8 protein-coding genes are annotated in these 12,231 nt (G+C 39.1%); 5 read left to right on the plus strand and 3 right to left on the minus strand.

Translation table 11 applies throughout. The features are described 5' to 3' along the window. Positions 1 to 13: 13 nt before the first annotated feature. Positions 14 to 808 carry a glycoside hydrolase family 16 protein gene (locus tag EAE93_RS05595; RefSeq protein WP_036810618.1) on the minus strand — a complete coding sequence of 265 codons (795 nt, stop codon included), beginning with the start codon at positions 806 to 808 and terminating at the stop codon, positions 14 to 16. 492 nt (positions 809 to 1,300) lie between these two features. Continuing rightward, on the minus strand, positions 1,301 to 2,575 hold the full coding sequence (locus EAE93_RS05600; protein WP_214039261.1) for a bifunctional O-acetylhomoserine aminocarboxypropyltransferase/cysteine synthase: 1,275 nt from the start codon (positions 2,573 to 2,575) through the stop codon (positions 1,301 to 1,303). Positions 2,576 to 3,290: 715 nt separating this feature from the next. Between EAE93_RS05600 and EAE93_RS05605 the strand changes: the two genes are divergently transcribed. The 5 genes from EAE93_RS05605 (at position 3,291) to EAE93_RS05625 (ending at position 11,688) form a co-directional block, all read left to right on the plus strand. Beyond that, entirely contained in the window at positions 3,291 to 4,652 is a 1,362-nt protein-coding gene (locus tag EAE93_RS05605; RefSeq protein ID WP_214039262.1) for an MATE family efflux transporter, read from the plus strand. 764 nt (positions 4,653 to 5,416) lie between these two features. Continuing rightward, positions 5,417 to 6,163, plus strand: a complete 747-nt coding sequence (locus tag EAE93_RS05610) for a Slam-dependent surface lipoprotein (RefSeq protein ID WP_214039263.1) — start codon at positions 5,417 to 5,419, stop codon at positions 6,161 to 6,163. Between the two features lie 94 nt (positions 6,164 to 6,257). Beyond that, on the plus strand, positions 6,258 to 7,745 hold the full coding sequence (locus EAE93_RS05615) for a surface lipoprotein assembly modifier (RefSeq protein ID WP_214039264.1): 1,488 nt from the start codon (positions 6,258 to 6,260) through the stop codon (positions 7,743 to 7,745). A gap of 52 nt (positions 7,746 to 7,797) precedes the next feature. Beyond that, positions 7,798 to 10,794 (plus strand): TonB-dependent receptor domain-containing protein, encoded by a 2,997-nt coding sequence (locus tag EAE93_RS05620; protein ID WP_214039265.1) that lies wholly within the window; start codon positions 7,798 to 7,800, stop codon positions 10,792 to 10,794. A gap of 81 nt (positions 10,795 to 10,875) precedes the next feature. Further along, on the plus strand, positions 10,876 to 11,688 hold the full coding sequence (locus tag EAE93_RS05625) for an energy transducer TonB (RefSeq protein ID WP_214039266.1): 813 nt from the start codon (positions 10,876 to 10,878) through the stop codon (positions 11,686 to 11,688). A 70-nt stretch (positions 11,689 to 11,758) separates the two neighbouring features. Here the strand turns inward: EAE93_RS05625 and EAE93_RS05630 are convergent, their stop codons facing one another. Continuing rightward, on the minus strand, positions 11,759 to 12,214 hold the full coding sequence (locus tag EAE93_RS05630; RefSeq protein ID WP_214039267.1) for an acetyltransferase: 456 nt from the start codon (positions 12,212 to 12,214) through the stop codon (positions 11,759 to 11,761). Positions 12,215 to 12,231: the final 17 nt, after the last annotated feature.

Below are 12,231 nucleotides of genomic sequence, written 5' to 3' on the forward strand. Positions count from 1 at the left end.
TCCTGATCGATGATTATTTCTTATTACCGATATACGGATAAACTTTTACATAATCTACATCGAATGTTGCGGTTGTTGTATTTATCGGGCCATAACCTTGAGCTGGATAACTGCGCGGTACTTCGGAGCTTAAAATAATATATTGGTTGGCGATTGAAATTGGAACTTGATCTAGCCCCGACAGATTTTGAGGAATATTATCAACATAAAATGTGTAACCTTTTGGTGTCCATGCTACAGCAAATTTATGGAACTTACCGTCAGCAAGTTTACTGGTAGACGATCTCTTTGACCACTGCTTATGAGCGCTGCTATAACCATTCCAGTGAATAGCGTGATCATATTGATCCTGTGTCGCTTCGGCTAAATGTTCAAATACATCAATTTCGACACCTGATTTTTCTGGATTTGTTAAATCGAGGCCCATTGTCGGTGATTGAACCCAGAATGCAACTTGATTACCTTCCGCACGATTAAATCTGACAGCGGCTTCCCAATAGCCATATGATTGTAGGAAACTTTTTTGTGTTGAAATCATGCCGCAATAATTCTGTAGCTTGCCGGAAGAACTATCGGAATAGGTTTTTATGGTTAAATGACCATTTCGCACGATAACCGCTGATTGAGTATTAATACAATTTTTTCTGACACCCAAGCCACGGTAATCCCATTTTTGGGTATTAAGCGTTGTGCCATCGAAATTATCTTCAAATGACGGTGTAGGGCTGAATTCATTGGGGATTTGTGCTAGAGCATATCCACTGAACAATGTGCTTAATAACAACGTATAGGCTAACTGAGTTTTCATCTATTTTCCTTGTATATTTGACGTGAATAATCGTTATTTATCCGAGAGCTATTACCGATTTCTATTCGAGCTCTTGGGTTTTATGGATATAAAGCTAAAAAATGAGTGCTATTGATTTCCCCTTTTTGTCACGGAAATATGAGTTACTTTATCGAATATTGGCGACGGAGTTACCGATTTAATTTATTACCCCTATGCTTTTCGTTTTAGTCATTCAATATGGTTTTAATATTGATTAATAAAAATGAAAGGTAATTAAAGTCGACAACATGGATTAGGAAAAAATAATTGAGATAGGTAGAAAAAAACAGTGAGGATCGATGAATAAGACCCCGTTCGTGAGAACGGGGTATATACCCGTCATCTTTCAAGTTGCCTCTTTGTTGGCTGCACTCACTCACCCCGGTCACATAGTTTTCTATGCTCCCGGGGATTCGCTCCCTTGCCGTCGCGATGCATCTTGAAATCCATAGGGTATATGACAACTTTAAATTATTTCGATGCATCCAGAGCTTGGGCAAGATCAGCAATAATATCGTCGATATGTTCAATGCCGATAGATAAGCGAATCATATCCTGTGATATGCCAGCTTTAATTAACTCCTCATCATTTAATTGGCTATGGGTTGTTGACGCTGGATGACAGGCGAGTGATTTAGCGTCGCCAATATTAACCAGCCGCACAATCAATTTTAGTGCGTCAATAAATCGCGCGCCGGATTGTTGCCCGCCTTTAATACCAAAAGAGAGGAGCGCTGATGGCTTCCCATTCACATACTGTTGAGCCAGTTCATGTTCTGGATGGTTTGGCAACCCGGCATATTTCACCCAACTAACTTGAGGATGATCTTGCAGATAATGGGCGACTCTCAGTGCATTTTCAGTATGACGTTCCATTCTTAATGCCAGTGTTTCCAATCCTTGCAAGATAAGGAAAGCATTAAAAGGCGACAATGCAGCGCCCATATTACGTAGCGGAACCACACGGCAATGCCCGATAAATGCCGCTTTACCGAATTGCTCGGTATAAATGACGTTATGATAGGAGGGATCTGGGGTAGTCAATACAGCAAACCGTTGCTTATATTTTTTCCAGGGGAAATTGCCGGAGTCCACAATGATACCGCCAATAGAGTTACCATGCCCTCCCATATACTTGGTTAAAGAGTGAATAACGATATCAGCGCCATGCTCGAAGGGGCGACAAAGCACAGGCGTGGCGACGGTATTATCAACAATTAAAGGGACGCCATGACGATGAGCGACTTCGGCAAATTTTTTCAGATCAACAATATTACCGGCCGGGTTACTAATAGATTCACAAAATACCGCCTTGGTACGATCATCAATCAGTGACTCCAGTGCTGTAATATCATCGTGTTCAGCAAACCGTGTCTCAATCCCGAATCGCGGCAATGTGTGAGCTAGCAGGTTATGAGTGCCGCCATATAACTTAGCAACAGATATAATGTTATCTCCAGCGCTGGCGATGGATTGAATCGCACAGGTGACAGCCGCCATGCCAGATGCGACCGCTAAAGCAGCGATGCCTCCTTCAAGTAGAGCAACCCGTTTTTCTAATACATCATTAGTTGGGTTCATAATGCGGGAATAGATATTGCCTTCAACCTTTAAATCAAATAGGTCGGCGCCGTGTTGGGTATCGTCAAACGCATAGGATGTCGTTTGATAGATAGGAACGGCAACGGCTTTGGTTGTTGGATCAGGGGAATATCCGCCGTGGATAGCAAGAGTTTCTGGTTTCATTTTCGATCTCTTTTTTTACGGTAAGATGACATATATCTTTCATTAATAGGTGTAAGCGGCTGTTGTTAAAACCATAGCTTTACTTACTATTGCTCAAAATTGCTCACAAAAAACTTGATTTATATCTCTTTTTGATTAATGAACTATTACTGCCTATCCCAATAGGGCTATTTTATTTGCCATTTTGAACCTGGGCAGTGCTCAAAATCCTCACGTACTACGTGTACGCTCCGGTTTTTCCGCGCTGTCCGTGTTCAAACTGCCTGCAACAATTACGTCTAATTGGAACAGGCACTTAGAATAGATATCTGTATAGACATGATATTTCCGTTAATTATTTATTAATTAAAGAAATGATTTGAAAAAGTTACTAATTATCTACTTTAGCTATGCTGGTCTCTTTATTTTTTAATAATGTGAGTGTTATCACAAAATACTTCAATAATTTCAGCCAAGTAACATTAACTATTAAAATATAAAATTGAAACAAAATACTTAAATAAATATTCAATCTTTTATAAAGATCACAAAAATTTCTGTGAAATAGTTAGTTTTCGTTAGATTGCTTTAATTTATTTATTCGCTGTTGCCTGAGCGAAAATAGAAGGTATACTCGTAATTCTAATTTTTTCAGACTTTTTTAAATGATTTTGGTCGTAATTTATTGTTAGTATGATCAATTATTGGAACTAACCAATAAATTAGTGGGATTCTTATGGCTAAGTTTTCAAACCGGCGGGAGTTAAAACAACTTTTATTTTTCTCTTTCCCTATCATTGTTAGTCAGATAGCACGTACAGCAATGAGTTTTGTTGATATTGTGATGTCTGGTCACTATGCTACGGCTGATTTAGCAGCAGTAACATTAGGAAGTAGTATTTGGTTTCCTATATTTGTATTAGGGTATGGGACGATTATCATGCTGGCGGCAGATGTCGCAAAGCAGAAAGCTCAACATGATGACGAAGGGATTAAAGACAGCCTTAAAAATTACTTGTTTCTGGCGGTGATACTTTCGATACCAATAATTCTTTTATTAATGTTAGTGAGCTGGCTACTTTCGTTCATAGGTATCGATGAGCATATTTTAGACATTACACAGGGCTATGTTATCGCTTTGGCGTGTGGTGTTCCTAGTGTTATGATATTTAATGTTTTTCGTTCATTTCTACAAGGATTGGAAGATACAAAAATCGCAATGTATTTGTCTGCGGGTTCCTTATTATTGAATATACCATTAAATTACATATTTATTTATGGAAAACTAGGTCTGCCAGAAATGGGAGGCATTGGCGCGGGTATTACAACTGCAATTATTAATAATCTAATTGCTGTATTCTTGATTATCTATTTCTTGCTAAAGAAAGAATATCGTCGATATAGGCCAGATTTTAGTTTGCCGAAATATAATGCTTTGATTAGGACTTTTTATATTGGTATGCCAAGTGGATTAGCTCTTTTTGTTGAAATGGTTTTTTTAGATGTGATTGCGATAACCGCTGCTCCTTTAGGTGCTCAAGTCATTGCTGCGCATAATATTATGCTTAATATTACCTCTATCATCTATACCATAACTGGGGGGATTGCGGCCGCTGTGACTGTAAAAGTCGGTTCCTATATTGGGAAGGGAGATAGAACAGTATTAACAGGCACTATAAAGATCTCAATTACTTTGATTTTATCTATTTCCGCAGTTATTGGCGTTTTAATCTACTATTTCGCCGGTTCATTTATTTCACTCTATACTAACGACAACGGCGTCATAGTAATTACGCTTAACATAATCTTCCTATTATGCCTGTTCCAATTCTTTGACTCTTGTCAGGCGGCTTTATCCGGTATTTTACGGGGCTTTCATGATACCCGATCGGTATTTTACGCGCCGTTATTCGGTTATTGGCTAGTTGGTTTGCCATTAGGGTTTGTTTTGGCTTTGACAGACTGGGTAACCGAGAGTATGGGAATTATAGGGTTTTGGTATGGATTGGTTTTGGGTCTCTTTGTGAATGCTATTTTGCTGTTTGCCATATTAAAGGTTAGACAGAGAGGAATGATTTCTCGGTTAATTTCATATTAATCGAAGAGCTATCGTATCTACATAAATTCCCTGTCGAAAGGTAGGGGATTTTTCTGAATTTATTTAAATAACTTAATTCAACTCTTTAATCTTGGAGCTAAAAGAGTATCAATTTTTTTTATTTAATTATTTATTTTATAAAAAATTACAGTGAATGAAAATTTACTCTCTAAAATTGTGGTTATTTTTTTTCATCAATGGGAAATGATATTTAGTTATAATTTAAGTCATGTTGGTAATATTTTTGTTTTAGTGAATTTAATAATTGATATATTAGTGATCATTCTCGGAATAAATATATTTATATCTGTAGGGATAATTTTTCTATTTAAATCATTTAGATGAAATATATATTTTTGATTTTCATTTCTCATTGTTAAATGTTTCTTAATTAATACGGAATGGCTAATTTTATATCAAATAGTTGCTATTGTAATAATAATATTTATGTTAATTTACAATTGAAATAATTTCTTATTCATCTATCTGTGTGTATTGATTTTTTTTACGCTCATTATTGGTGATTCACCTAATATTATATCCATCATTATATTAAGGTTATAGTGAATATTTATTTAATAATTAAATAGTTAGCTGAATTAATTGCCATTCTATACAAATAGATACAATTGTTTTATGATAATGATTATCATTTCATTTTTTATTAAAAGTACGTTAATATGCGCGCCAGTCTTCGGACGGTACTAAAACTATGTAATTAAGCAATACTCTAACATTTAATTAGTTAACATAAGGAATATGCTATGAACAAAGTTAAAGTGTTAATTGCAGTATTAGGTACATGTGGATTAGTAACACAGGCAATAGCTGATCCGGGTTTTGGGCAAACTCAAGATTTTAATGAGCAGAAACAAAGTATTCGAGTAGGTGTGACTGATCCACGTGGTGGCGGTCATCCGACTCCGGGTGGAGAACCGGGAATAGGGGTTCAGTCTATTGCGGGCGGTAAGATTACTAGCTTCTCAAATCTTGTAAGTTATGCCGCAGCGGATGCAAATGGAATTCACAAAATTTCTATGCCTAGATCGGGTAGCCACAGTGGGATGGGGGTGTTCAATTTTAGTAAAGTGGCGAATGCTGATGTCTATTTTGGTGAATGGTCACAAACCGGCAATATAGATGATACTACCCATACCGCCTATTATTCCGGTAAAGATGTAACAACTAATTTACCTACCGGTGGCATAGCGACTTATACAGTTAAGGGAATTAACCAATATAGTGGTAGTAATGCCCTACATGGGACATTTACTGCTGATTTCGGTCAGAAAAGGCTTACTGGTTCAATAGCGAATAGTGCATTGACCGTTAATATTAATTCCAGAATTAGAACAGATGGTTCATTTTTGGGTAGGGCAACTGCTGGAAATGTTGTCGGTACAAACAGCGGCCATTTCTTTGGTGATAACGCAGCTATTTTAGCAGGAACGGCTACGTTTGCTTCGGACCATAGCAAAGATACCGCCTTTGGCGGAACTAAGAACCCATAGTATGAGTTTGTATTGATTGAATAAGGCAAAGTTCATATGGGCTTTGTCTTATTTTGTTTATTTATCGGCTCGATTATGAAGCAGTGATATTCCGATGTTAAATATACCCATTATCCGTTTTTCAATATTAATCAATTGTTTGTTTATTTATCCCTCTTTGGTTCTGGCAGATGAAGATACCGGTAGAAGATTGTGGCATAACGTACAACGAAATTTACAGGATCAAGAAAAAGCGCTGGTTACGGATGAAACTGTAAATAAAAAAACGGATCATTTATCGATAGTACTTAATGGTCAAACGTTCAGTGTTGAGAATAATGTAAATGATATCGGCCAGGCGCTCTATTTAGCCATTAATCATCAACAAGTGAAGGATGTCGAGCGCTTTTTGTTGATATACCAGAAGTTACCTGGACATGATACCCAATTGGTCCATTTTGCTCAGGCAAATCTGGCGCGTTCTCAGGGTGATTTGGTAGCAGCAGAACAACATTATCAGGCCATCTTGCAGCAACAACCTGATTTTACCCGGGCTAAGTTAGAGTTAGCTAGGGTCTATTATGAGAATCAAAAAAATAGAGAAGCTAGCTTACTATTTAATGAGATTTCAGCGGTTAGTCGCGATAATGAAAATAAATTACCACCAGCAGTCATTAAGAATATAACTAATTATCAGGAGGCGATTAATTTGCGCAATTCTTGGCGTGGATCTTTTTCTGTGGGATATATCTTTAACGATAATACGAATATGTCGCCAGATAAGCCCCCTGCCTGCACTGAATATTATAAAGGTGTTGGTTGTATAACTGAACGCAAGTTGCCTATGGCAAAGAAGGCAAATGGTATTAGTTATGATGCTACGTTACGTAAGATATATCCGGTAAATGGTCACCACGGTGTTTTTTTACGCTCGATGACTTATGGAGAAAGTTATCGTCATCATAGTGAGGAGGATGAAAATACCACTTCTGCTTATTTGGGTTATAGCTATAAAGCCCAAAGAGATGATTTCCTAATGGGGCCAGTTGTTGAATTTAATTATGTTGGTAATCATTCCCGTTATCGTACTACGGGAATAAAATCAGAATGGATAAATATTCTATCTAAAAATCTGGTATTGAATTTGGAAGGTGAATATAAGCAGTTTCGTTACCATAAACTTTATAATCATAATGACGGTAATATGACTTCTGTTTATGCTACCGTATCTTATTATTTAACTGATCACACCATTACCTTTGCGGGTGGTGATTGGGTTAATAAAACCAGTGTTGAAAAAGCGGATGATTATCAGCAAAAAGGTGTGCGGGCAGGCATTTCCACTCAATTATATCCGGGAATTAATGCAGTAGTATTTACTGCATTACGCCAGCGGCAATTTGGTGATTACAGTGTACCTCTAAATGCACGTCGTAAAGATAATGAACAATTCTATGCGGCAATTGTGAGTATGCCTAAATTTGAAGTTTTCGGTTTAACCCCGGTAATCACATATCGATTTAGAAAAAATAGTAGTAATGTTGATTGGCTCTATTCCTATAATAAGAATGAAGTGTTAGTCAAGTTTGAAAAGTATTTTTGATACTGGTTGAAGTAACAAGTTATTTCAATCCACACTATGGCAGATAATGATTATGTATAAATTAAATAATAAATATAGCAAAATAACATTCATGCTGGCATTGGCCTACAGTATGATGCCTTATCGTTCTGATGCAGAAACATTAATAACTTCGGCTCAATCATCTGAACAGCCCGCTGAAAATAAGGCTGACCTCGGTAAAATTAACGTTTCAGCGACCAGTGAAAAAGATGAAGCAGGTTATGATGCGGTTTATGATAAAGATATTACTAATATTTACTTGGGTAGGGATTTGGTAGAACGCTATAAGGGTGCTTCACCGGCGGATGTTTTAAAAAGCGCAGTCGGCGTATTTAGTGGTGATTCGAGAAACAGTGGCGCATTAGATCCTAATATTCGTGGCATCCAAGGGCAGGGACGGGTTCCTGTTACCATTGATGGTACTGAGCAGGCAATTACCACCTGGCGTGGTTATAACGGTGCGAACAATCGTAACTATATTGACCCTAACCTGATCAGTAGTATTGAAATAGAAAAGGGTCCATCATTGACTCGTGGAGTAAAAGGTTCGATCGGTGGGGCGGTAATGATCAAAACTCTGGGGATCGATGATGTGGTACCAATAGATGAGCGATTTGGTATTAACTTGAAATTGGAAACCAGCAGTAATGCCGTTAAGGAACGAGTGCCGCACTTGGAATTGGGACAAGATTATCGAGATATTCCCGGTTTTAATCAGGGGTTTAATTATGTTGATCCCGCGTTAGAAATTACCCCCAAAACTTCAAAAGATAATAAATTATTGGGTCTGAAAGATAATGCGATACGTTTAGCGATAGGTGCCCGACAGGAGTATTTTGATTTAATGGCAGCTTATAGTTATCGCAGTAAAGGAAACTATTTTGCCGGTAAGGGCGGTGCTCATCGCTATAATGATCCCATCAGTAAAAAGGATATAGAGATCCTTGATGGTGGTACCCGGTCATATGATCCTTATCTGCCTTTTGTCGCACGTATATATCGCCCTGGAAATGAGGTACCTAATACTTCCAGTGAAATGGAATCCTGGTTGCTTAAAAATAACTGGTACTTGGCTAATCAACAGACGATTGGGTTTGGTATTCGCGATACTAAAACGATTTACGGGGAGATTATGCCTTCGCGTCTGGGGTGGGTTCGGGCTGAAAATAATGTTGTACCACAGTGGCCGCTGGCAAATGTACATCAGCAGGCATTTAATCTGGATTATAAGTGGAAACCTGACGGGAACAAATGGGTTGATTTTGATATGAAGTTTTGGATTACCCGTACTATCAGCGATACCAATACTGCCGGGGGATATCCACGTGAACCGCGAGAGCGGGATGAAGCTTGGGATGTGGGTAGTCAGGAAAGAAATCCGAATAAAGATGGTCGTCTGGTCGATACTGCTTCTACCAATGCTCATAATAATCGTTGGGGTGTTGATCTCTCTAATGCTTTCGAATTGACTTCAAATTTAGATTTAACCTTGTCAGCCAGCCTACAACAGGAACGTTTAGGTTCCCATGATGATTATGAAGGGAAGAATTTTTCTAGTTTTCGGTCGCCACCAAGAAAAGGGCGCCGTCAGGAAAATAATATTGCCTTTAATTTTGACTGGCGTCCTACTCCGTGGCTGGCATTAAGTGCCGGTGCTAGACGGGTAAGTTATTGGTCTAAGGATGATTTTTTAAATGAACGTTTAGCTGCCCGTGATATTGGTTATAGTAAGGATAAAAAGCTGGTTGGCCAAGGGTTACGATATTTGAGAACACTTACTGACCGGGAAGCTGAACTGTATAAAAAGTTTGATGAATGTTTTGAGTGTCTAACCGATGATGAATTTGACGAATATAACTCAAAGAATTTTACAACATCAAAAGAACGAGATTCAATTCTCCGCCCTATGGTACCGGTAGAGGTGCTTTGGAAATATCATGGCGATGGTAAGTTATATAAGCAAGATAACCCTTATTTCAATGGGGAACTTGATATGAATGAGCGTCTTATTGATCCTGTGACGAATAAAGAAGTGTATAAATATGAATACAGTGCTGCTCAACAGAATAGCCGTTATATTGATGATTCTGGAGAAATATTGAGTACTGGTGGTAGTGGCATTTATAAAGCAAAAAGTGAACAGGAACGTTGGTCTAAACAACCTAAACGTAAGGATCATGCTTGGGCGCCGGTATTTTCCGCAACGGCCTATGTGAGTGATAATGCACGTATTTATACCCGTTATGCCGAAGCGGTACGTATGCCGAGTATTTTTGAGGATACTGTTGGTTTCTCTTCCGGTTTAACTGATAAACCTACACGTGCTTTTAAACCTGAACGTAGTAAAACTGTTGAGGTAGGTTATGTGCATGATTTAAGTCAGTTATTGGGCGCGGAGCGTAATGCGGACATTAAATTCGCTTATTACAATACCATCATTGAGCATGTTTTTGATCGTGATAGTAATTTTGTATTTACTCAGCTAGATAAACAGAAATTATCCGGTTTAGAAGTACAAGGACGTTATGATAACGGTAGTTTCTTTACCCATTTTGGCCTATCTTATAATCTTAAGAATAAAGTTTGTGATAAAACCGCATCGCTGATGTTAGATCCAAGAAACCAGTTTGGTGTTCCTGAATGTATTGATGGCGGCTTTCCCGGTGGTTTTTTAAGGACAACTATTCCACCTCGTTATTCTCTTAATCTAAATATCGGTGGCCGGTTATTAGATGAAAATTTAGAAATCGGTAGCAGAATATTATACCACAGCAGTGTGGAGAATAAGGATGAAAAATGGTTAATGAAAAAAATGCCCGGCGTTTATAAAGGAATAAATAATAATCCAATGCGCTGGAATTCAGTAATGACTGTAGATGCTTATATTAATTATCAGGTTACGCCAGATGTGGTTGTCGAATTATCCGGCACTAACTTAACCGATCGTTATTATCTGGACCCATTAACGCGTTCCATGATGCCGGCGCCCGGACGGACGTTTAAGCTTAGTGTCACCAGTCGGTTCTGACTCTTTAAGGGGGATTCGCCGGTTGCCGTTAAGAGCGCTGGCAATCTCCACAGATAACGAACGGAAAGATGGCTTGAAGTTATGATAAAAAATCGTTTTTATATTGGTTTGTTTGCTTCCTTACTGTTACACGTGGGTATTGTTGGGCTTATGGCGCGGCATTTACTGCGTGATGACAGTGCGAATAATCAATCAGTGAATTCGCCAATAATCAGTATGTCAATAGAAATGGTTGCTTCGGCAGCATCGGCCGGACAGGAACAACCTGTAGAACCGGAACCTATTCCGCCCCCGTTACCGCCAGAGATAGTGGTAGCGGAATCACCACATGAGGCAAAAATAGTACTCAATAAGCCAGCGGATAAGCCACGGAAACAGGAACGCCCAGAAAAACGTACGGATGCTAAACCGAAGAGCAAGCCTCAGCCACAGAAAGAACCGGTAGAAGATCCTCAACCAAAACTGGCAGAGCGTGGGCGTAAACAGGGAGCAGAGCAAAATCAGCCAGAGCAAACGGAAGGCAGCGCTCAATTAGCAGGGAGAGATGCTGCGGATTCACAAGCTGGCGCCCGTCAGGCGACGACCAGTCAACCAATGACTGGCGTGGGAGCTGATGAGTTACAAAGCTATCAGGCTGCCCTGCGTCGTGAAATTGAAAAACATAAACGCTATCCGCGTCGGGCTAAGAAGATGAAGCAGCAAGGGATAGTTCAGGTCAGGTTTAGCTTGCTGGATAGCGGCGATTTGGCGAATCACCAATTAGTGCAGAGTTCAGGCGCTGATGAATTGGATCGGGCTGCCCTTACGGCGATCCAACAAGCTCGGTCGGTAGGGCTGAAACCGGCCGGTTTGCCAAGGGAGCTGACTTTAGCGATAGAGTTTAATTTGAAATAAATATAGGTTTGGGCAGCGAAGAGATTGTCGCTGCCTCGATAATAGTAACGTTATGTGGGGAAAGTGTGAGTTAGGTGGCTTCGGCGTTCGGCCGTTCAATTCGCATATGTAATAACGGAAATGGATTACCTTGACCGTCAATTTCTGAGCGGTTGAAAACTTCAAACCCCAAGTGCTGATAGAACCCCACTCCTTGAATATTTTGTTCATTAACATCAAGTTCATTGATACCTAGTTCGCTAATAGCAAAATTCAGCAACGCTTTGCCGATGCCTTTACCTCGGGAATCCGGGGATATGAATAGCATTTCAACTCGATGCTGATCAACACTAATAAAACCCTCAATTTCGTGTTTGTCATTTATCGCTTTATAAACAGTCAGCGCTGGTAAATAAGTATGCAGAATTAATGGGCGCAATTCATTAATCTGTTCGCCAGATAAAAAGTCATGTGTTGCTCGTACCGAGGCTTCCCAGATTTCGATCAGCTTATTGAAATCGGCCTTTATTGCTTGCTGAATTCTCATATTCATTCTTCTTAATA

Origin of the sequence: Photorhabdus akhurstii, from assembly GCF_018448925.1 — a bacterium.
Lineage (GTDB): Bacteria > Pseudomonadota > Gammaproteobacteria > Enterobacterales > Enterobacteriaceae > Photorhabdus > Photorhabdus akhurstii.

Coding starts and splice junctions, on each gene's coding strand:
- EAE93_RS05620 (WP_214039265.1), top strand. CDS start 7,798: ATGTATAAATTAAATAATAAATATAGCAAAATAACATTCATGCTGGCA.
- EAE93_RS05605 (WP_214039262.1), top strand. CDS start 3,291: ATGGCTAAGTTTTCAAACCGGCGGGAGTTAAAACAACTTTTATTTTTC.
- EAE93_RS05595 (WP_036810618.1), bottom strand. CDS start 808: ATGAAAACTCAGTTAGCCTATACGTTGTTATTAAGCACATTGTTCAGT.
- EAE93_RS05625 (WP_214039266.1), top strand. CDS start 10,876: ATGATAAAAAATCGTTTTTATATTGGTTTGTTTGCTTCCTTACTGTTA.
- EAE93_RS05600 (WP_214039261.1), bottom strand. CDS start 2,575: ATGAAACCAGAAACTCTTGCTATCCACGGCGGATATTCCCCTGATCCA.
- EAE93_RS05630 (WP_214039267.1), bottom strand. CDS start 12,214: ATGAGAATTCAGCAAGCAATAAAGGCCGATTTCAATAAGCTGATCGAA.
- EAE93_RS05615 (WP_214039264.1), top strand. CDS start 6,258: ATGTTAAATATACCCATTATCCGTTTTTCAATATTAATCAATTGTTTG.
- EAE93_RS05610 (WP_214039263.1), top strand. CDS start 5,417: ATGAACAAAGTTAAAGTGTTAATTGCAGTATTAGGTACATGTGGATTA.